We start from the raw sequence: 20,421 nt of genomic DNA on the forward strand, positions 1-20,421 counted from the left end.
CTTTTATGTCAGTAATCGAAAAATCGGAGAAAGGGCGGCTAACGCTGCCCTTTACTTCTGCCGGAATCAAAGTGCTTAAAACTCTTGGTTCAATCGCGGTCACGATGTTGGGCCTGTTATTCATAACATTTGTGATTGGGCGTGTTATGCCCATCGATCCTGTTATCTCTGTACTGGGTGAACGCGCATCAAAAGAAGCATATGATGCTATGTACATTGAAATGGGTCTTGATCGGCCTGTTATCGCCCAATTTGCAAGCTATGTTTGGGATGTTCTAAACGGAGACTTCGGGTTTTCACGTTTAAATGGCCGTCCCGTGGTCGAGGACATTATTCGCGTCTTTCCCGCAACTCTGGAACTAGCCACGATTGGTACCATCATTGGTGTTGTGCTTGGTGTTCCACTCGGCGTTGTCGCTGCAGTCAAACGCGGTAGTTGGATTGATCAGATCGCACGTGTTGTCGCACTTGTTGGCTATTCGATGCCAATTTTCTGGCTTGGCCTTATGGGCCTTTTAGTTTTCTATGGCATTTTAGGTTGGGTTGGTGGACCCGGGCGCCTTGGCATTTTCTATGTAGATATAGTTCCCACTGTCACTGGCCTTATTCTTGTTGATAGTATTTTAGATAATCAATGGGATGTATTTTGGGATGCTGTAAGTCACATTATTTTGCCCGCCTCGCTGCTTGGATATTATAGCTTAGCCTATATCAGCCGTATGACACGTTCTTTCATGCTCGAGCAAATGAGCGCTGAATATATCACAACGGCACGCGTAAAAGGAATGTCTGAATGGGCTGTGATATGGCGTCACGCATTTGCCAATATCAAGGTTCCGCTTATCACCGTTATCGCACTTAGCTACGCCAATCTTCTTGAAGGTTCAGTTCTGACGGAAATCATTTTTTCTTGGCCGGGTATTGGCTCATATATCACAACCGCACTTTTATCAGCCGATATGAATGCGGTTTTAGCCGGCACGATTGTCGTTGGACTTATTTTTGTCTGCCTCAACATCCTTTCTGACCTTCTTTATAAAGTATTTGATCCGAGGGCAAAATGAGTACACCAAACATCATTCCCGACGAAAAGGAAACTTTGCGTCAGTGGCTACTAACGCAAACACCAACCTCGCGACGTCATGCTCGTCTTGCATCTTTTTATCAAGGTTGGTTAACGCTTAAAGCTAACAAGCTTGCCATGATCGGTTTGGGCATTTTAATCGGCCTAGTCCTGATTGCTTTCTTCGCATCATGGCTTGCCCCTAAAGACCCATTCGCTCAAGATCTGGCTAACCGATTATCTCCAATGGGCACTGAAGGTCATATTTTAGGAACAGATTCTCTCGGGCGAGATATCTTAAGTCGCCTAATTTACGGGTCTCAAATTACTCTATATATCGTGGCGCTTGTTGCATTGATTGCTCCAATCGTAGGTTTATTTGTTGGAACAGTTGCCGGATATCTTGGTGGCTGGACTGATGCCGTATTGATGCGGATCACTGATGTCTTTTTAGCGTTTCCTCGCCTTGTGCTAGCGTTGGCATTTGTTGCCGCTTTAGGTGCAGGTATTGAAAATGCGGTCATCGCTATTTCCCTTACCGCGTGGCCGCCTTATGCCCGCATTGCGCGTGCCGAAACACTTACTATACGTGGTGCGGACTATATCAACGCAGTAAAACTGCAAGGTGCCGGGCCGTTACGAATTGTAACGAAACACATCTGGCCGCTTTGCATTTCTTCTCTAATCGTCCGAGTAACACTGGATATGGCAGGAATTATTCTCGCCGCAGCTGGTCTGGGCTTTCTCGGATTAGGCGCTCAACCTCCATCACCAGAATGGGGTGCAATGGTTTCGGAAGGACGACGGTTTATTCTTGATTTCTGGTGGGTTGCAACATTGCCTGGTTTGGCAATTTTCACTGTTAGTCTGGGGTTCAACCTCCTAGGAGATGGACTTCGCGATGTTCTCGATCCGAAGGATGCCGGAGATGAATAAATCTGATGAAAACTTACTTGATGTTTCCAACCTTTGGGTCAAATTCCCTACACGATCAGGTACTTTTGATGCCGTTCGTGGTGTCTCATTCTCCCTCGGTCGTGAGCGACTGGGCATTGTAGGAGAGTCTGGCTCTGGTAAATCGATGACAGGTCGAGCGATTCTAAGATTAATCAGAAAGCCGGGTATCGTGGCAGCAGATCATATAAACCTTCATGGTCAGGATCTGATGAAGCTGTCAGAACGGGACATGCGTGCAGTTCGCGGTCAAAAGATATCCATGGTCATGCAGGACCCCAAATTTTCTCTCAATCCGGTTATGACGGTTGGTGATCAAATAATGGAGGCCTATAGCCTTCATGCGAAAACGACTAAAGCGGACGCCAGGCGTAAGTCTATTGAAATGCTGGAAGCCGTTTCTATTCGTGATCCTGAAAGGGTGTTCAATGCTTACCCGCATGAAATGTCTGGTGGTATGGGGCAGCGTATCATGATTGCCATGATGCTTATTCCCGATCCAGAAATTCTAATCGCGGATGAACCAACTTCTGCACTGGATGTTTCTGTTCAAACAGAAGTTTTGTCGATCATGGATAAGCTGGTGACTGCAAGAGGAATGGGGCTTATTTTCATCAGTCATGATTTAAATCTGGTTTCATCCTTTTGTGACCGCGTTTTGATTATGTATGCTGGACGAGTTGTTGAAACATGTCTTGCAAGCGAGCTACACAACGCCAAGCATCCCTATACCAGAGGATTATTAAACTCCCTTCCACGGTTGGACCAACCAAGCAAACGCCTTGAAGTGTTGAAACGAGATCCAGCATGGCGCGACGCTGAGAGTGTAGAGAGCGTATAATGAGTAATCTAAAGATTGAAAAACTGAATGTTTGGTTTGGCGCAGGCGCTAACCGGGTAGATGCCGTTATTGATGCGTCCCTATATGTTGAATCTGGTCAATCTTTTGGCCTGGTCGGCGAAAGCGGGTCTGGAAAATCTACTATTTTGAGAGCGATTACCGGCTTAGTACCCGATTGGTCTGGCACGATAGAAATTGCTGGGAAGGCTCTGGATAAGCAACGTTCGACTGACTTTTATCGCACAGTACAAATGGTGTTTCAGGACCCTTACGCATCCCTTCATCCACGGCATACAATCGATCAAGTTTTAAGCGAAACGCTTTATCTTCATGGCATGAAAGATATAGACAATAAAATTATCAAACTTCTGGATGATGTTGGTCTGGGTGGCGCATTCCGGTTCAGATATCCTCACCAACTCTCAGGTGGTCAGCGGCAACGGGTTGCGATTGCACGAGCCCTCTGTGCCGAACCAAAAATCCTATTGCTGGATGAACCAACCTCAGCTCTGGATGTTTCAGTTCAGGCTGAAATTTTGAATTTGTTTGATGACCTAAGGCGCGAATATAAATTAACCTATGTCATGGTTTCTCATGATTTGGCCGTGGTTAGTCATATGTGCTCGCAGATTGCTGTTATGCAAAACGGAAAAATAGTCGAAATTATGTCCGTCGAAGACATGCGAAATATGCAACCAAAGGCCGACTATACAAAGCATCTTCTTAAAAGCTCTATGGGATATGTTAGATCATCCACAGCGTAAAGCCGCATGACGTTCTCAAACCGAAATACATCCATATTATTACGTTGTTCAACCATGCAATGACATAAATATCGAGTCTCGTGGAGTGTCCGATTACGCTCCGGCAGTTCTCAATCGTGATACCGAACGTTTGAATACATGATCTCGGGCGTTAAACAAAATGACCTTAGTTAGATGAAAACATAAGAAGCAAACCGCTTCCCTATTCATCTGAACCAAGGACACTTTAGCTTATGTTAAAAAATAACCGTATCAAATTCCGCGTCATGCTATTCTCGCTTCTGCTGACATCATGTCCATCCCATGCATCAGGTTTGCTGCCGAGTACAGATTGGCCAATAACCTCGGCAGTTAAAACAAGTACGGGGCATATTATACCTGCTGGAGCATACGGGATTATCATCATAAAGTCTCCACGAGAAATTACGCTACTCCAACTTAGAGGTATTGCAGGAACGGGAGTGGCATATTTAAGAAGCGCTCAAACAAACAAATGCCAAACACTTCGTGTAAGGTTCATTGCCGGCGATTTTGAAGGCCGAAATATTTCTGCTCATAAAGCCCCGCCAATTCAAATGATATTGCGTAATAAACGTATCATCGAAAACATACAAAGAGGCGAAGATATCGTAAGCGATATGTTTAGAACAAGTAGCCTCAATAATGACCCATCTGCTGATATCATTGTTGAAGACGGTTTTGAACATAACTACGGCTTTATAGTAAATGTTGGAAGCTCTTTGTTTGCTGATATTTTTGGACCCGAAATAACATCTATTAAATGCTCTGAAATCAGTCCAATACGTACTAATATTAATTACTATTACTCAGACTTTCCCTATAAAGTGAGGGTGTCAAACCTGTGAGCCGGCGAAACTCTGTATTGAAGCTGGATTTGCTAACAAATCCAGCTTCAAACATCACTTCAGTTATTGGCAAATCTGTTTCACTCAAAATCTTTTTTGCAAGCGATATGCGATAATTATTTATATAACGGGAAAAATTTTCACCCGTTGATCTGTTAATAGCTTCGGAGACATTACGAACCGGGACAGATAACCTTTTAGCAACACGCGCCAGCGTTAAATTGCTATCAGTGTATAGCCTCTTTTCAACCATCATTTTTTCCAATCTAGCTATCATCTCAACGTCCTGATCGGTTGGTTCTTTGCAAGCAGTTGTATCTGAAATTGAAGTTCGTAAAATCAAAGGCAAGCCGAGTAAGGCAACAATGAAAATAAATGCGGTAAACAGGCCTGATACGCCAGTTACATATTTTACAACGGATACATTGTCAGCAAAAATCGCCGCTACAATTATCAAACCATCGAGAGTAACCATCATCGCAAACAAAAACACTGTCGCAGATATAGCTGCCCGCACGATGTTCAATCCATTGGGTGGAATTTGCTTAAAAGCATCACTTTCATACCTTAATAATCCAGCAGTTTTAATGAGATAGATACCAGTAATCCCGAGTATAAAAAAATCAGCCGACACCAAGATTTTTGCTATCATCACAGCTTGTGAGACCAGTACAGGCAACCAGTTCCAATAAAATAGCTGTTTAAAGGGTGACGGCGTCTCTTGTGTGAGTGCCCTAAAACCAAGATAAGCCGACGGCGCAATCATTACGGCGATGAGAGGCTGTAGATCTGCCGCCAATTGAGATTGGAATGATAAACGCATTCCTAAAAGCAGTCCAATCACAGCCAACAATAGAAAAAATGCAGTTAGATAAAACCGTGCTTGGAAAATGACCCGGTCATTTTGCGAAAGGGCAAATGCAGCGATGATTGTTAAGATGCTCACAATCCAAACAAGCGGAAATGTTATCACGAACTACAACTCTTCTCTAGTGCCTGAGATGAGAAGTACATATCATCAAAAATTAAATTCGAATATATCTGATACTCTAATTGTGGTTTGGAATCGCAATACCGAACGCTAAATCATCATAGACAGAGCAACTATTCTAAATGTACATACTATTCTTCACGGATAGTCATGCTTGCAGATATGGGCATCCCATTGGTAGCGTAGGCTCTATGGTCATTGGTATTTAGTGTGATGGATACGATATGCTCTCCGGGTGGAAGTTTGCCAATTCTTGCATTCAAGGAATACATTCTTTGGAGCTTTAACCCATTTAGATATAGGTGACCGTGCCCCTGTCCGTTCTTGTGTGCAGCTGGATCAGTTTCTGGTTCAAAGAATTCAAAGTTTTGAGTGGTCAAATCAATCATCCATTCATGATTTTCAGCTTTTTGAACTGACATTTCCACTCGCGGAATATTAAGCCCACTTTCGACATTAAAGACAGCATCTGCACTATGCATTGAATGGTCCATTTTCCCATCCACTGCATCCGACGACATATCACCCATTTTCGACATATCTGATATAACAGCTTTGACGGGAACAGATCCAGCTTTCGCAAACTGCAGAACAAGAGGAATGAATTCACCATTTTTCTTGTTTACACCGTTAAGCATAAGCATTACATGCACACCATCGGGCGACAGGCTTGGCTTGGCACCTTGCGGAACTGCCAACCCTTTATCGGATGTATTCCCCATGAAGAACGCCTTTTCAGCATCCTTTGCTGTCACTGAAGTAAGGGTGTCTGGTGCACCATTATTCTCCATCGACATATACACAGCATACATGTTCTCGCTCACTGGAACGGCGCGAACATCCGAGAACAATATTGGTGATTTCGAACCATTTAGGATCCAAAGCATTCCAATTGATACAAAAATCAATATGATAAGAATAAGTTGTTTGATTTTGGATTTCATTGCACATGTCCATTTTATTGGCATACTAACGTTGCTGTCTATTCTTTAGGTATCAAGATATGAATGTTTGTTATGTCGGTAAAACAGCTTTGATGACAATGCTCGTTCTGCTTATTAATTCAGAATTTGTGAACGCTCACGTTTCCGAACAAGGCATTGTTCTTCTATTGCCAACGGACACCTATATCTTAAGCGGCTGCCTTGCCGTGATCGTATCTATGATCATCCTGGCTTTTTTACAACACGATAAAATATTTCTGATTTTCACTCCGTTCAAGATCAGGTTTTCAAATTGTGATTTTATACTAGAAAACCACTTCTTAAAAGACATGGTCAGCATCATGTCACTCATAATTATCATTGCTTTGATTAACATCGGGTCATTTGGCTCACGTGATCCGCTTACTAATTTACTTCCGTTGACCATCTGGACATTCTGGTGGATTGCAATTTTCATCGTACATTGCATCCTAGGAAACATTTGGAGTTGGATTAATCCCTGGACGGGTTTTTATAATCAGGTTTTAGGTAACTCAAAAAAATGGCTGCAACTTCCAACGCAGATTGGGCATAGTCCGGCTATAATTCTATTTATTGCTTTTTACATTTTTATTATTGCCGATATAGCCCCCGCAGACCCGGCCCGATTATCCAACGTTGTGTTTGTATACCTCGTCTTCACCTTTATTGGCATGATAACTTTTGGCGCTAAAGATTGGCTGGAAAGAGTTGAATGTTTTACGATCTTATTCAAATTCTTCTCGCTATTATCTCCCATTAAAATCGAGCCGAATGGCGGCGGTTTGTCTTTTGGGCTACCGGGTTGGAAAGCTGTCCAGAATGGAAAATATTCAATATCGCAAGCTTTGTTTTTTCTCACAGTACTCGCATCTGGAAGCTTTGACGGAGTGAATGAGACATTTTGGTGGCTTGGGCAAATAGGTATCAATCCGCTTGCATTCCCAGGCCGTTCAGCAGTTGTTTTCCAGTCAACAGGCGGAATGTTGATGGCAAATATTCTTCTTTATGCAATTTTTGCAGCGAGTATTTATATTGGTTTGAAAATACTAGACGTGGCGTCGATACCAAACGCTGCTAAGGAAAATAGTGCGATTGATTTTGGAACGGCATTTAGCACCTTAACGATTTCCGTTTTGCCGATTGCAGCCGTTTATCACTTTTCCCATTATCTAACATCTCTTATGGTGGACGTGCAGTATTTCATCGCAGCAATATCTGATCCGCTTTCTAACGGAGCAAATTATCTCCGCTTAGCAAATTATCAAGTTACAGCAGGTTTTTTAAATGATGTTTCGGAGGTTAAAAAAATCTGGCTAACACAAGCAGGTGTGGTGGTTGCCGGGCATATTATCGCAGCACTTATGGCTCATTTCATGATAGCAAAACTATTCTCAAAGCGCAGAGACGCCATTCTTTTTCACACACCTATTGCATTATTTATGTCGGCCTATACTTGGTTTGGCTTGTGGTTACTCGCTTCACCTAGAGGAGCATAGACAAATTCCGACGATTAAAAAAAACTGGACAATTCGTTAGTATACATACAAACTATCAATCATTGGGATTGAATAATAGATTTTTGGAGAGAACAATATGACAAAAAAGAAACAAAGTTCATCACAATTCACGCGTCGCGGTGCCCTTAAAGGAATCGGAGCGAGTGCTCTATTGGCCACGACAGGCCTTCCAAAAATGATGGGTTACGCTCAGGCACAAACCTCTGAGCCGATTAAAATTGGATTTCAAGTCCACAGAACTGGAATCGGATCGGCCTATGGTCGCTGGTATGATCGCACAACAATGGCAGCTGTAAAACGAATTAACGATATGGGGGGCATCAACGGGCGATCTGTTGAAATCGTAGCCGAGGATGATGGTACAGACCCAAAACGTGGTGCGGAAGTTGTAGAAAAATTTGCAAGTCAACATAATTGTGACATCGCTTTTGGTACCTTATTTAGTCATGTTGTATTTGGTTCTGCTCCTCGAGCGGGTGAACTCAAACTTCCTTATTTTGTTGTTTCAGAAGGTCACCACGTCGCAAGCGGAAAACTCAATAGATATACGCTTCAGCCGGGCATTACAGATGTTAAGAGTCAGGTGCAGGCAATGGCTCCATATATTGGCGCGAATTTGGGTAAGAAGGTCACAATGATCTATCCTGACTTTGCGTTTGGACATGACCACCGAGATTTCTTCAGTGAAGCGATTGAACGCGAAGGAGGAACTGTCGTTGCAAAAATTGCTGTCCCACCTGCTGAAACATCATTTACAAAGTACTTCCCGAAAATTCCTCGTGATACTGATGTTGTATACCACGTCATGGTTGGCCCCGCTGTTCTAACATTTGTTAAAGAGCTTGGGGAATTCTTTGGTCCAAACAAACCAGAAATTTTTGGCTTTATCGATAGCCTGGAAGCAACTGATCTTGCGAGCCCCGGATTAGAATTCTTGGAAGGAACATACTTCTGGGAGGGAATGCCTCGTTACGCTCAGGCAGATCAGACATCTCACGACAAAATGTATCGTGAAGCGGTTGGCGTTGATGAGAACGGTGCTTCAACAAGTGATTCAAAGGATGTCTCCACCTACGCTCATATGTTTGGCTGTTGGGAAACTCTGAATATCGTTAAAGCAGGTATGGAAGCCTCCGACTATCAGGGTCCAAAAGATCGTGCGAAACTGATCGAAGCTGTAGAAGCAATGTCGGACATGCCACTATCAGATGATCATCCTCAGGGCACGAAACGCTTTAATGGCAAGACCCACCAAACATTCGGACATCAATATATTTCCAAAGTCACCGATGGAAAACTTATTCTTGCACACACGACATCGATTGAAGACACCCTATATGAAGACGAAGTCGATTATACAACGCAGACATTTTAATCGCTGAATAGAACTTTGAAATAACTGTGAGACAATAATGGATTTTGGTCCTCATTTGATGCTGGCCTCTCTTGAAGGGGCCGTCATCTCCGCTGTTCTTATTCTAACGGCGATGGGTTTAAGCATTGTGTTCGGCGTTATGCGCGTTGTAAACGTTGCGCATGGTGAGTTCTTCATGCTCGGCGCTGTTGTTGCATGGTGGGTTACAAGTTTAGTAACCGGCCATCCCGCACTGGGATTTATCGCTGCCCTACTCATCGCTCCCGTCGTCGTTGGTGTCATTGCAGCTTTTGCTGACAGGCTTATTTTACAGAAAATTGATTATGATCCTGATCGAACAATTGTTGGCACAATTGGTCTTCTATACATCATTCAACAGGTTACATTGATGACCTTTGGTCCGGATGCACGACCAGTGGAGGCTCCGTTTAATCATCGATTAGCCCTACCTTGGTTTGAATTTGGGGATCAGGGTTTTCAGATGATTTGGCCTTGGGGCCTCTCTATCACCAGCTACAAGCTATTCGTAATCTTTGCTGCGATTACGATCTTATTGGCACTTTGGATGCTCATGACCAGAACCAAGATTGGGCTGATCATGCGCGCGACCCAACAAGATAAAGAAATGGCAGGTGCGTTTGGGATCCCTGTTAAAAAAGTCTATGCGTGGGTTTTCGGGCTTGGCGCTGGGTTAGCTGCTATCGGTGCAGTTCTTATTGTTCCGGTTCAACAAGCTCATTATCTGATGGGCCATGACCCACTACTTCTCTCTTTCATCGTCGTTATAATTGGTGGTTTGGGAAGCCTACCAGGAACTGTCATTGCAGCCGTTTTAATTGGCATGAGTGATGGCATTATATCAGTCTTCTTTTCACCAACCCTTGCAAAAATTATCGCAACTGTTCTGGTTGCTATGGTTTTGGTATTTCGTCCGCGAGGATTGATGGGGAAATATCAGACATGACAAATTCCCACCGCTCTAACCTTCTTCACATAGGCATCGTCGTAATTTTAGCATGCTCATTCATTATACTTCCTGAATACCATTCAGGAAATCTGGCCCGTATTTTGGTGCTCACGGTTTATGCAATGGGCTATAATCTTCTATTTGGTTATACGGGGCTGCTCAGCCTAGGCCATGCGTTGTTCTTTGCTGCCGGGATGTATGGCTTAGGCCTGACCATGCAGTTTTTTGATTTCAGCCCTATTACAGCATTTGCTGCAGGGCTTGTGGTGACTGCAATTGTCGGGTTGGCAATCGGCTTCCTTGCTTTGCGAACAACAGGGGTGGCATTCATGATCGTCACACTTATGTTTGCTCAGGCTGGATATCTGACAATTCTCTATTTTGGTGAATATACGCGTGGTGACGAAGGTTTTGTCATACAACAAGCAGATCGCATGCTCGGCAATATTGACCTTACAAGTCCGGCCGGAAGGTTCTACGCAGCGTTATTTCTGTTTTCTATCTGCTTCTTTATCATTGCTTACATTGTCCGATCCGGATTTGGGCTGGCGCTCATTGCAATCAGGGAAAATGAGCAACGGGCAAAAATGCTGGGTTACGATGTAACCTTGTTAAAATTGCAAGCCATTGTAATTTCCGCAGTAATGTCTGGCGCAGGCGGCGCTGCCTATGCATTACTTTTTGGATATGCGGGCGCGACATTTGCAACTGTCCAATATTCAATTTTCCCTCTCCTATGGGTCCTGCTTGGCGGTGCGGGTGTAACGATCGGCCCATTAATTGGCACAATATTCATGTTCTATCTGATCGATTATTCAAGTGCGATTACGCCCGCTTACATGCTTATCGCGGGACTAGTCTTGGTTCTGCTAACCGTATTTGCTCCGCAGGGTATCGCTGGTGAGTTGAAACGGAGGTACTTTAAATGGCTCCCGTAAACATCCTTGAAACGCGCGGCTTGAGCAAATCCTATGGTGGCGTACGTGCTAATCACAATATTGATTTTTCTTTGCCCGAGGGAAAAATCACAGCTTTGATTGGGCCAAATGGTGCTGGTAAGTCCACCTTTGTTGGCATGTTATGCGGACGCATTGAAGCAAGTGAAGGTAAAGTACTTTTTGAAGGAAATGATGTTAGCCACCTTCCTGCTCACAAGCGCATTGGGCTGGGCATTGCTTATACATTTCAGATCACCTCAATTTTTGCTGGCCTGAGTGTGGAGATGAACGTAGAACTTGCTGCTCGTCAGTTGAAAGCAAGAACGAAAAATGCAGTAAAACTAAAAGTTACTGAAGTGCTCGATCGAATTGGTTTAGCTGACCGTCGTGAACAAACAGCGGGGGATTTGAGTTACGGTCACCAAAGAATGTTAGAAATTGCCATGGGGCTGGCACAAGAACCCAAACTATTTATTCTTGATGAACCAACGCAAGGTTTAGCCGAATCCGAAATTCAGAATTTTGTTATTCTTATGAAATCTCTTTCCAAGCATACAACCATCTTACTCATTGAACACAATATGGATGTTGTTATGCAAACAGCGGATCACATAGCGGTATTAAATTTTGGTGAACTACTTGCGGAAGGAACTCCCAAGGAAATCCATGAGAACGAAGCCGTGCAAAATGCATATTTAGGTACGACAGAAAATGCTTGAAGTAAGAGGTCTCAATTCGGCCTATGGCCAGGTCACTGTTCTCCATGGCGTATCGTTAACTGCGCAATCGGGAGAGATACATTGCGTTATGGGCCGTAATGGTGCTGGCAAAACCACACTATTAAAAACTATTATGGGAATTGTTCCTGCATTGTCAGGTGATGTATTACTCGACGGTCAAAGCTTGAACACTCTACCGGTGCATGAAATTCCGAAACTGGGCATTGGTTATATTCCGCAGGGGAGACGCTTGTTCCCCGAACTTACAGTAGGCGAGAACATTGAAATTGGTCTTATGACTCGCAAAGTCAGCCCTGATACAAGGAATTGGATTTTAGATCTGTTTCCGCCTCTTGAAAATCGACTGGGGCAGCAAGCGGGCACACTTTCGGGCGGTGAACAGCAGATGTTGGCCACGGCGCGCGCGCTGGCATTGCGGCCCAAAGTCTTACTTCTTGACGAACCCACTGAAGGGTTACAACCGTCCATGATTGAACAAATTCGCCAAGTCGTCATTAAAATGCGTGATCAGGGATTTGCAATTATATTGGTGGAACAACAAGTGGATGCAGTTGTATCAATTGCCGATAAAGTTACGATTATTGAGAATGGGAAGTCAGTCGAAACTATTTCGGGAGAAGCCTTGAAGACTTCACCCGAAAAGATAAGAAAATATCTGGGTGTCTGATCTAAGTTCCCAACTAAATTCTAACAATCTGTTTGAACCAGTACCAAAGTTATCGACATTGTTTATTTGGCAGATATTCGTTGTTTCCGTTCTGTAAGTTGATGTTTATATGTGCAAACGATCACCCAGAGATACCCCATAAACACAATTGACAAATAGCAAGGCTCATCTTATCATTCGTACACTAATGATAAGAGGTATGGCTTGCTCTACAATCTTCCATCGGATTTGAATTCTGCGCTTCAACTGCTGGTGAATTTCGACGGTAAGATTATCGCTGGCGGTACCGATGTTTATCCATCTGCCAAACAAGGACAGATGCCGCGAAATCTGGTAGACCTCTCATCCATTCCTGAAATATCGGGCATAACATTTGTTGATGACTTATTTCGGATAGGCGCTACGACAACATGGAGTGAAATTGTAAAAGCTGAGCTACCATGTGCCTTTGATGCTCTTAAACAAGCAGCTCTTGAGATTGGGAGCATACAAATTCAAAACGCTGGTACAATTGGCGGTAATATTTGCAATGCATCACCTGCCGCAGACAGTGTTCCTCCCTTGTTGGCTCTTGATGCAAGAGTTGAATTACAGAGCGCTAAGCACGGTACTCGTATTTTAAAATTATCAGACTTCATCTTGCATGTGCGTAAAACAGCGCTTGGTCGCGACGAACTGGTAACAGCTGTTATAATTCCGCGGCCATCGCAAAATGCAAAGTCATCTTTTGAGAAGCTCGGCAGTCGGCGTTACCTTGTGATTTCCATAACAATGGTTGCCGCTGTTATTGAGTGTACCTCGTCCGGCATCATTGAGGCCGCGAAAATAGCCGTTGGTTCATGTTCACCTGTTGCGCAACGGCTTGAAAAACTCGAAGCAGATATTATTGGTTTGAAGCCGGAGCAAGTCGAAGTTACGCCAGATCATCTTGCAACATTATCTCCAATTGATGATGTTCGTGGAAGCAAAGATTATCGGATGGAAGTCGTCGCAAAACAATGTGAGCGGGCCATAATAAGGGCGGCGAATTCATGAGCGAAACAAACTCAACATTGACCTCATTCACGCTTAATGGAAAAGCAGAAACATTCTCTCCAATTGCCGGTGAACGCTTATCTGAAATGTTGCGAGAACGAAGTGGGTGCCGCGATGTAAAAATAGGGTGCAATGCTGGTGATTGCGGCGCATGCTCGGTTTTACTTGATGGAGATGTTGTTTGCGCATGTTTAACCCCTGCTCAGCAGGTTGAAGGTAGAACTGTTGAAACCTTAAGCGGGCTTCATTCCTACGATATTATTGCACAAGACCTTGCAGAGAGCTTTCTAAACCATGGTGCCGCTCAATGCGGAATATGCACACCGGGCATGATTGTTTCAGCCGTTGCATTGCTACATGAAAACAAAGCTCCGAATGAGGAAAATGTGAAGGATGCGCTGGGTGGTGTTCTTTGCCGTTGTACCGGATATCGGAAAATCATCGATGCCGTGCTTGATATCACCCATCCAGCTCCTGCTGAAGATAGTGGATATATTGGTCAATCCATTCGCAGACTTGATGGTCAACGTAAAGTATCAGGTTTAGATATATTCGGAGATGATGTTGCGCCGAGCGGTACGGAAGAAATTTTTGTTATCCGTTCACCGTACCCAACAGCTACCTTTACGCTTGGAGATCTCGAACAATACATAAATAACAACAGTTCGATTTCAACCATATTAACCGCCAAAGACATACCGGGCGAGAACACGTTTGGTGTTATTCCCGACTTTCAAGACCAACCAGTATTTGCCGAAGCGCAAACTCGCTTTAGAGGCGAAGCGGTTGCAGCAATTGTCGCAAAACCTGAATTCATCCGCGATTTTGATCCTGAAACCTTTCCAATTATCTGGAACGAGAAAAATGCCGTACAAAGCGTAGAGGCAGCACAAGCAAGCGAAGCACCACTGCTCCACAAAGAGCGAAGCAATAACCAGCTTTGTGGCGGGTTCGTACAATGCGGAGACGCAGAACGTTCACTCAAAGATGCCGACTTTACAGTTGAAGGGCGTTTTCAATCAGGTTTTGTCGAACATGGCTATATTGAACCCGAAGCTGGCTTTGCGGAAGTAATAAATGGAAGGATCGAAGTTCATGCTTGCACTCAGGCACCCGTCATGGATCTTGAAGCGTTAGAAATTATTCTTGGGATGGATCAAAGCCAAATTAGAATTGTGCCAACGAGTGTGGGTGGAGGGTTTGGCTCGAAACTGGATATATCCGTTCAGCCAATCCTCGCGCTTGCTACACTGAAGACTGGCAAGCCAGTGCGTCTAACCTACTCGCGAACAGAATCCATGCAAAGTACCACCAAACGGCATCCCTCGGATATTACGTTAAAAATTGGTGCAAACGCCGATGGCAAGATTCAAGGCTTTGATTTTCTCGGCCTGTTCGATACTGGCGCCTATGCGAGTTGGGGGCCGACTGTCGCAAACCGCGTACCTGTCCACGCATCGGGTCCGTATAAAATTTCTGATTATAGGGCAGTGTCAAAAGGTATCCATACAAACAATCCACCGTCTGGTGCCTTTCGGGGATTTGGCGTGCCTCAATCGGCAATAGCGCAAGAATCTTTGTTCGATGTTTTGGCAAAAAAAATTGGAATGGACGCACTTGAATTCAGAATTTTAAATGCTCTTGAAAACAACCAACCAACTGTATGTGGACAAGTCTTTTCTCAAGGGGTGGGAATTAAAAAATGTTTAGAAGCTTTAAGGTCCGCTTGGAATGAACAACATACCCTTGCAAAACGATTCAACACTAAAAATGATGTTCTAAAAAGAGGTGCTGGATTAGCATCTGGCTGGTACGGCTGCGGAAATACATCGCTTCCCAATCCGTCGACAATCAAGTGCGGCATTCGCAAAGACGGGACAGTTGTTCTTCATCAGGGCGCCATGGATATTGGACAGGGCGCAAATACCGTTATCGCTCAGGTTTTTGCGACGGCTCTCGGCATTTCAGTTTCGAAGATTGAACTTGTTGGCGCTGATACTGACATCACTCCAGATGCCGGCAAAACCTCGGCATCTCGACAAACATTTGTTTCAGGCAATGCTGCACGCCTTTCTGGTGAAGCACTGCGTGCCTCAATTCTGCAGCATCTAAATGGTGGCGTGAACAGCAAACTCAAATTCGGCAAAGGTATGATTGAGGCCAAAGATCAAGAGACAGTTCATATTCTTGATCTATCAAGATTGGACGCCGATGATGCAGGATATGTACTGCGAGCAGAGGAAACATACGATCCGCCTACCCTTCCACTTGATGAAAACGGGCAAGGTTCCCCCTATGCTCAATTTGGATATGCTGCTCAGATGGTGATTGTGGAAGTTGATACAGAATTGGGCACAGTCAAACCACTTAAATTTATTGCCGCCCATGACGTGGGTCGTGCAATAAACCCTGTACTCGTAGAAGGGCAAATTCATGGTGGTATTGCGCAAGGTATGGGGATGGCACTGATGGAAGAATATATTCCCGGTAGAACAGAAAACTTGCACGACTATCTCATCCCAACAGTTGGGGACATTCCACCCATTGACACTATTATAATTGAAGAACCCGATGCGCATGGTCCATATGGTGCAAAAGGACTGGGTGAGCATGTTTTGGTTCCAACCGCTCCTGCAATCTTAAATGCGATCTATAACGCTACTGGTGCACGCATTACTAAAGTTCCCGCAACACCCTCTCGCGTGCTTGGAGCAATAAAAGTGATCCATGATGGCTAAACAGGTTATCAACGAAAAAATTCGCTGCGATGCATGTCCGGTGTTATGTTATATTGCAGAAGGAAGATCCGGAGCTTGCGACCGCTATGCTAACCATGATGGCGAATTGATAAGGCTTGATGCGCTCACCATTCTCGAAACCACTTCCCATAAATTGGTACCATTTTTAAAGGATGACGAGCAAGATCAATGGGATGGTAATATTGTCAAAGGTGACAGACCGTTTGTCACAGCTGTTGGGGCCGGAACAACCTACCCAGATTATAAACCCGCACCGTTTATTGTCAGCCAAGAGGTTGAAGGTGTCGATATGGTCACTGTCGTTACCGAAGGTATATTCTCTTACTGTGGTGTGAAAATTAAAATCGATACGGATCGGCATATCGGACACGAACGAGATATTGTTCGTGTTGATGGCGAACCAATTGGCCATGTGATGACATCCGAATATGGCTCAAAAATGCTATCTCTCGGCGGTGTTGAACACTTAACAGGTGGTACAAAAAAAGAAGGCCGTGTCACCTGTAATGCCCTTCTTAAACTTTGCAATCGGGAAGCGATTGAACTTGTAATCGGCGACGATGAACACATCACGCGCGTCGTGGTGGAAGCGGGTAAAGCCCCAATTATCAATGGCAGTAAAGAAAAACTAATGCGCGTTGGTTGTGGCTCAGCAACAATTGGCATGTTTGCAAAACAGTGGATCGATTATGCTGATGAGGTTGTTGTTGTAGATGACCATATAACCGGCGTTTTATCTGAGCATCAGGCAGGAAAACTGCTGGATATACCGCCAACAGGCATAAAGCTGTTGGGTCGACGCTCAACACCTGGGCGTTATTTTCAAGTTGCTGAACCCGGAACCGGATGGGGCGGTACGAATATCGAGGATCCGTTGGTTATTTTGGGGCCATTCAATCCAAAGATTGCATGGGAAGGCCTTCGGTTGCTGATGGTTTCGACAACTGGCGAACAATTTGCATATTATGAGCTTGATGCGGACCTTGTGCCTCAACCAACTAAGATTTCACCTCCTCTTCTCAACTCGGCAGAATTAATTGCTGAGAATTGCGAACCATCCATTTGTTCCGTTCTTTTTATGGGAGGCGCAGGTGGCAGCTTGAGAGCCGGCGTTACAGAAAATCCTGTTAGACTTACAAAGTCGGTCAAAAACTCCCTAACTCATGTCTCTTGTGGTGGTGCGGAGGCCTATGTCTGGCCCGGTGGCGGGATTACTGTGATGGTTGATGTTTTAGATATGCCAACCAATTCATTTGGTTATGTGCCAACACCTGCGCTTGTGGCACCTATGGAGTTTACGATGCGTATCAGTGATTACAGCACACTCGGCGGGCACATGAATGAAGTTCAGGCTGTTGGTTCTATTGATGAGAGCAAAACTCGAAAAGTGAAAACCAATATCAACAAACATAATCCAATGTCCGCGTCCAACTATAAATGGTCTGATGGAACTAAAACATGACTGCTGCGCAAGCCACGCTATTACCGTGCGGGAGAAGACTTCACCTTCAACACGGTCCGATTGACCTCATCGTTGAGGCTGATCAAAATCGAGACATTGCATATTCTGCTGCAAAGGATCGGTTTGAAACTACACTGGAAGAACTTGTCTCAGAATTACCTGATCTGCGAAAAGAAATCACCTCGGGCACTGCCCGACCCCATGGTGAGATTGCATCCCGGATGTACAAAGCTGCACATCCCCATTGCCACGATGTTTTCATCACGCCTATGATTGCTGTCGCAGGTGCCGTTGCAGATACCGTTCTTGATGCAATGAAATTAGCTACCCCGTTAAAGCGAGCATATGTGAATAACGGTGGCGATATTGCGCTCTACCTTGAGGATGGTCAATATTACGAAGCTTCCATTCATTCATATGACGGAAGAGGCATAGGTAGAATTACCATTGGATCAGAAGATAATATTTCAGGCATAGCCACCAGTGGACGACATGGACGCAGTTTTAGTCTAGGCATTGCTGATAGTGCAACTATACTCGCTGAAAGTGCGGCAATGGCTGACGCTTCAGCTACGCTTGTTGCCAATGCCGTTGACCTACCAGGCCATCCTTTGATTTCCAGAACGCCTGCTCACAAGTTAGACCCCGATAGTGATCTTGGTGATAAGCTCATTGTCACTGATTGTGGTCTGCTATCGAGCAAGGATCAACACAAAGCAATTTCGCAAGGTGAAATAAAGGCTTATCAGTTTTTTAATATGGGCTTTATAAAAGCCGCTGCGATTTTTCTCCAAAACGAAAATCGGTTGATTGGACATCAAAATCTTGCATTATCTGAGAGGACATTCGAATATGCATGACGTTGTTTTAAGAAAAGTCATATCCTCCATCGAGGAAATCTACCATGAAGGCGGACCCATTGCTGATACTCCCATTAAAAGAGCTTCGGTTCTAGCCATAATAGAAAACCCCTTTGCTGGTCGGTATGAAGAACATATTCAAGGGTTTATGGAAGATTTAAAACCACTTGGTTTGGATATGGCAAAAAAACTGGTTCAACTACTAGGCGGCGCTAATAATATTGAAGGTTATGGCAAGGGTTCGCTTATTGGTGAAGCTGGCGAGCTAGAGCATGGCGCTTTGTGGCATGCGCCAGGTGGCTATGCAATGCGGGCGCTTTTAGAAAAATCAAACGCGATTGTCCCGTCGAGCAAGAAAGTCGTTGGTGTAGGCGGTCGGCTTGATGTTCCGATCACACACGTCAACGCATCTTACGTACGAAGCCACTTTGACTCTATGGAAGTTGGCGCAAATGATGCGCCTCGAGCAAATGAATTGGCGTTTGCATTGGTCATGTCAACAGGCCCTAGAATTCATACCCGTTCAGGTGGATTGGAAGTTTCGCAAATTAAAGGTGAGGATGGATTACGATGAAAGCTAAAATCAGAAAAATCGCTGTAAATATTGAAGAAACCCACCGTGAAATTGGTCGTGATATAAGTCCTGCGACACGAAAAGCTGTTGCTGTCGCTGTCATAGAAAACCCCTTTGCCGGCGTATATCAGGAAGATTTAACAGCTCTTATGGAAATAGGTGCCGAACTAGGAAAATTACTGGGTGAAAAATGTGTCGCAGCGCTAGGCATAAAGCCTGCAGACGCTGAGAGCTATGGTAAATCAGCTATGGTAGGAGAAAATGGCGAACTAGAGCATGCAGCTGCCCTGCTCCATCCAAAGCTTGGCGCTCCACTACGTTCAGCGGTTGAAAAAGGCGCGGCACTTGTTCCTTCATCAAAAAAAATGGGAAGCCCCGGGCAGGTTCTGGATGTACCACTGGGCCACAAAGATGCTGCATATGTGCGTAGTCATTTCGACGGAATTGAAGTGTGCCTTAATGATGCACCTCGAGCAAACGAGATTATGGTGGCCGTTGCCGTGACTGACAGTGGTCGTCCGTTGCCGCGTGTAGGTGGACTTGGACATTCTGACGCAAAAGGTGAAGACGGGTTGCGCTAATGATCTGTCATTAACAAAAGATAGAAAATTACCTGTTGTATCAACAGCTCCAATCGGGGTAGTTAAAGATATGACAGACCTAGCTGAACAAACATATATATTAGATTTACAAATCGGATATTTATTGCGACTTGCCTATCAGCGGCATGCAACAATATTTCAAAAACATACGATTGAAAATCTCACGCCAACTCAATTTTCAGCACTTATGCGAATATCTGAACATGGATTGGTTTCGCAAAACCATCTTGGGCGATTATCAGGAATGGATGTCGCGACGGTGAAAGGTGTGGTTGACCGTCTTAAGGCTAAAGCATTGGTGGAATTAAGTTCTGATCCTAATGACAAGCGACGAACCATGATTTCTCTTTCAGAATCTGGCATGAGAATTATTGTCGATTTGAAAAATATTGGTCACAATATTACCAAAGAATCTCTTTCACCTCTATCTCAAAGTGAGCAAGCTGCGCTCATAAAATTGCTCAAAAAAATCACTTAAATA

At 44.4% G+C, this 20,421-nt stretch carries 20 protein-coding genes; 18 read left to right on the plus strand and 2 right to left on the minus strand.

The window, feature by feature from the left end; translation table 11 throughout:
• The first annotated feature begins 5 nt into the window (after nucleotides 1-5).
• The 5 genes from G3W54_RS05295 to G3W54_RS05315 all read left to right on the plus strand — a co-directional run bounded on the left by G3W54_RS05295 (nucleotide 6) and on the right by G3W54_RS05315 (nucleotide 4,488).
• Entirely contained in the window at nucleotides 6-1,064 is a 1,059-nt protein-coding gene (locus tag G3W54_RS05295; protein WP_162652069.1) for an ABC transporter permease, read from the plus strand.
• Nucleotides 1,061-1,999 (plus strand): ABC transporter permease, encoded by a 939-nt coding sequence (locus G3W54_RS05300; RefSeq protein WP_162652070.1) that lies wholly within the window; start codon nucleotides 1,061-1,063, stop codon nucleotides 1,997-1,999. The genes G3W54_RS05295 and G3W54_RS05300 overlap by 4 nt, the downstream gene beginning before the upstream one ends.
• On the plus strand, nucleotides 1,992-2,858 hold the full coding sequence (locus G3W54_RS05305; protein ID WP_162652071.1) for an ABC transporter ATP-binding protein: 867 nt from the start codon (nucleotides 1,992-1,994) through the stop codon (nucleotides 2,856-2,858). The genes G3W54_RS05300 and G3W54_RS05305 overlap by 8 nt, the downstream gene beginning before the upstream one ends.
• Nucleotides 2,858-3,622 (plus strand): ABC transporter ATP-binding protein, encoded by a 765-nt coding sequence (locus tag G3W54_RS05310; RefSeq protein WP_162652072.1) that lies wholly within the window; start codon nucleotides 2,858-2,860, stop codon nucleotides 3,620-3,622. The genes G3W54_RS05305 and G3W54_RS05310 overlap by 1 nt, the downstream gene beginning before the upstream one ends.
• 233 nt (nucleotides 3,623-3,855) lie before the next feature.
• The gene (locus tag G3W54_RS05315; RefSeq protein WP_162652073.1) at nucleotides 3,856-4,488 is read left to right on the plus strand and encodes a hypothetical protein; all 633 of its coding nucleotides are present in this window, start codon (nucleotides 3,856-3,858) and stop codon (nucleotides 4,486-4,488) included.
• Here G3W54_RS05315 and G3W54_RS05320 read toward each other — a convergent pair.
• A complete protein-coding gene (locus G3W54_RS05320; protein ID WP_197742794.1) occupies nucleotides 4,436-5,461 on the minus strand; it encodes an AraC family transcriptional regulator in 1,026 nt (341 codons plus the stop codon). The genes G3W54_RS05315 and G3W54_RS05320 overlap by 53 nt on opposite strands.
• Before the next feature lie 149 nt (nucleotides 5,462-5,610).
• On the minus strand, nucleotides 5,611-6,423 hold the full coding sequence (locus G3W54_RS05325) for a copper chaperone PCu(A)C (RefSeq protein ID WP_162652074.1): 813 nt from the start codon (nucleotides 6,421-6,423) through the stop codon (nucleotides 5,611-5,613).
• A 59-nt stretch (nucleotides 6,424-6,482) separates the two neighbouring features.
• On the opposite strand from G3W54_RS05325, the gene G3W54_RS05330 reads away from it, so the two are divergent.
• From G3W54_RS05330 to G3W54_RS05390, 13 genes are all read left to right on the plus strand, one after another.
• Nucleotides 6,483-7,940, plus strand: coding sequence for a hypothetical protein (locus G3W54_RS05330; protein ID WP_162652075.1), 1,458 nt, complete (start codon nucleotides 6,483-6,485; stop codon nucleotides 7,938-7,940).
• Nucleotides 7,941-8,037: 97 nt separating this feature from the next.
• A complete protein-coding gene (locus G3W54_RS05335; protein WP_162652076.1) occupies nucleotides 8,038-9,336 on the plus strand; it encodes an ABC transporter substrate-binding protein in 1,299 nt (432 codons plus the stop codon).
• Between the two features lie 37 nt (nucleotides 9,337-9,373).
• The gene (locus G3W54_RS05340) at nucleotides 9,374-10,300 is read left to right on the plus strand and encodes a branched-chain amino acid ABC transporter permease (protein ID WP_162652077.1); all 927 of its coding nucleotides are present in this window, start codon (nucleotides 9,374-9,376) and stop codon (nucleotides 10,298-10,300) included.
• Nucleotides 10,297-11,241 carry a branched-chain amino acid ABC transporter permease gene (locus tag G3W54_RS05345; RefSeq protein WP_162652078.1) on the plus strand — a complete coding sequence of 315 codons (945 nt, stop codon included), beginning with the start codon at nucleotides 10,297-10,299 and terminating at the stop codon, nucleotides 11,239-11,241. Before G3W54_RS05340 ends, G3W54_RS05345 begins: the two co-directional genes overlap by 4 nt.
• Nucleotides 11,229-11,960: an ABC transporter ATP-binding protein gene (locus G3W54_RS05350; protein ID WP_162652079.1), complete on the plus strand. Its 732-nt coding sequence runs from the start codon at nucleotides 11,229-11,231 to the stop codon at nucleotides 11,958-11,960. Before G3W54_RS05345 ends, G3W54_RS05350 begins: the two co-directional genes overlap by 13 nt.
• A complete protein-coding gene (locus tag G3W54_RS05355; RefSeq protein ID WP_162652080.1) occupies nucleotides 11,953-12,648 on the plus strand; it encodes an ABC transporter ATP-binding protein in 696 nt (231 codons plus the stop codon). Before G3W54_RS05350 ends, G3W54_RS05355 begins: the two co-directional genes overlap by 8 nt.
• 204 nt (nucleotides 12,649-12,852) lie before the next feature.
• Nucleotides 12,853-13,683, plus strand: a complete 831-nt coding sequence (locus G3W54_RS05360) for a xanthine dehydrogenase family protein subunit M (RefSeq protein WP_162652081.1) — start codon at nucleotides 12,853-12,855, stop codon at nucleotides 13,681-13,683.
• Nucleotides 13,680-16,421: a molybdopterin cofactor-binding domain-containing protein gene (locus tag G3W54_RS05365; RefSeq protein WP_162652082.1), complete on the plus strand. Its 2,742-nt coding sequence runs from the start codon at nucleotides 13,680-13,682 to the stop codon at nucleotides 16,419-16,421. Before G3W54_RS05360 ends, G3W54_RS05365 begins: the two co-directional genes overlap by 4 nt.
• The gene (locus tag G3W54_RS05370) at nucleotides 16,414-17,904 is read left to right on the plus strand and encodes a 6-hydroxynicotinate reductase (protein WP_162653573.1); all 1,491 of its coding nucleotides are present in this window, start codon (nucleotides 16,414-16,416) and stop codon (nucleotides 17,902-17,904) included. The genes G3W54_RS05365 and G3W54_RS05370 overlap by 8 nt, the downstream gene beginning before the upstream one ends.
• Complete coding sequence (locus G3W54_RS05375) at nucleotides 17,901-18,764, plus strand: UPF0280 family protein (protein ID WP_162652083.1); 864 nt, start codon at nucleotides 17,901-17,903, stop codon at nucleotides 18,762-18,764. Before G3W54_RS05370 ends, G3W54_RS05375 begins: the two co-directional genes overlap by 4 nt.
• Nucleotides 18,757-19,338, plus strand: a complete 582-nt coding sequence (locus tag G3W54_RS05380) for an amino acid synthesis family protein (RefSeq protein ID WP_162652084.1) — start codon at nucleotides 18,757-18,759, stop codon at nucleotides 19,336-19,338. Before G3W54_RS05375 ends, G3W54_RS05380 begins: the two co-directional genes overlap by 8 nt.
• The gene (locus G3W54_RS05385; protein WP_162652085.1) at nucleotides 19,335-19,919 is read left to right on the plus strand and encodes an amino acid synthesis family protein; all 585 of its coding nucleotides are present in this window, start codon (nucleotides 19,335-19,337) and stop codon (nucleotides 19,917-19,919) included. Before G3W54_RS05380 ends, G3W54_RS05385 begins: the two co-directional genes overlap by 4 nt.
• A gap of 70 nt (nucleotides 19,920-19,989) precedes the next feature.
• Entirely contained in the window at nucleotides 19,990-20,418 is a 429-nt protein-coding gene (locus G3W54_RS05390; protein WP_162652086.1) for a MarR family transcriptional regulator, read from the plus strand.
• Nucleotides 20,419-20,421: the final 3 nt, after the last annotated feature.

Origin of the sequence: Lentilitoribacter sp. Alg239-R112, assembly GCF_900537175.1 — a bacterium.
GTDB lineage: Bacteria > Pseudomonadota > Alphaproteobacteria > Rhizobiales > Rhizobiaceae > Lentilitoribacter.

Bases quoted from the DNA above. Each gene is read 5' to 3' on its own strand.
- G3W54_RS05295 (WP_162652069.1), top strand. From the start codon at position 6: ATGTCAGTAATCGAAAAATCGGAGAAAGGGCGGCTAACGCTGCCCTTT.
- G3W54_RS05300 (WP_162652070.1), top strand. From the start codon at position 1,061: ATGAGTACACCAAACATCATTCCCGACGAAAAGGAAACTTTGCGTCAG.
- G3W54_RS05305 (WP_162652071.1), top strand. From the start codon at position 1,992: ATGAATAAATCTGATGAAAACTTACTTGATGTTTCCAACCTTTGGGTC.
- G3W54_RS05310 (WP_162652072.1), top strand. From the start codon at position 2,858: ATGAGTAATCTAAAGATTGAAAAACTGAATGTTTGGTTTGGCGCAGGC.
- G3W54_RS05315 (WP_162652073.1), top strand. From the start codon at position 3,856: ATGTTAAAAAATAACCGTATCAAATTCCGCGTCATGCTATTCTCGCTT.
- G3W54_RS05325 (WP_162652074.1), bottom strand. From the start codon at position 6,423: ATGAAATCCAAAATCAAACAACTTATTCTTATCATATTGATTTTTGTA.
- G3W54_RS05330 (WP_162652075.1), top strand. From the start codon at position 6,483: ATGAATGTTTGTTATGTCGGTAAAACAGCTTTGATGACAATGCTCGTT.
- G3W54_RS05335 (WP_162652076.1), top strand. From the start codon at position 8,038: ATGACAAAAAAGAAACAAAGTTCATCACAATTCACGCGTCGCGGTGCC.
- G3W54_RS05340 (WP_162652077.1), top strand. From the start codon at position 9,374: ATGGATTTTGGTCCTCATTTGATGCTGGCCTCTCTTGAAGGGGCCGTC.
- G3W54_RS05345 (WP_162652078.1), top strand. From the start codon at position 10,297: ATGACAAATTCCCACCGCTCTAACCTTCTTCACATAGGCATCGTCGTA.
- G3W54_RS05350 (WP_162652079.1), top strand. From the start codon at position 11,229: ATGGCTCCCGTAAACATCCTTGAAACGCGCGGCTTGAGCAAATCCTAT.
- G3W54_RS05355 (WP_162652080.1), top strand. From the start codon at position 11,953: ATGCTTGAAGTAAGAGGTCTCAATTCGGCCTATGGCCAGGTCACTGTT.
- G3W54_RS05365 (WP_162652082.1), top strand. From the start codon at position 13,680: ATGAGCGAAACAAACTCAACATTGACCTCATTCACGCTTAATGGAAAA.
- G3W54_RS05370 (WP_162653573.1), top strand. From the start codon at position 16,414: ATGGCTAAACAGGTTATCAACGAAAAAATTCGCTGCGATGCATGTCCG.
- G3W54_RS05375 (WP_162652083.1), top strand. From the start codon at position 17,901: ATGACTGCTGCGCAAGCCACGCTATTACCGTGCGGGAGAAGACTTCAC.
- G3W54_RS05380 (WP_162652084.1), top strand. From the start codon at position 18,757: ATGCATGACGTTGTTTTAAGAAAAGTCATATCCTCCATCGAGGAAATC.
- G3W54_RS05385 (WP_162652085.1), top strand. From the start codon at position 19,335: ATGAAAGCTAAAATCAGAAAAATCGCTGTAAATATTGAAGAAACCCAC.
- G3W54_RS05390 (WP_162652086.1), top strand. From the start codon at position 19,990: ATGACAGACCTAGCTGAACAAACATATATATTAGATTTACAAATCGGA.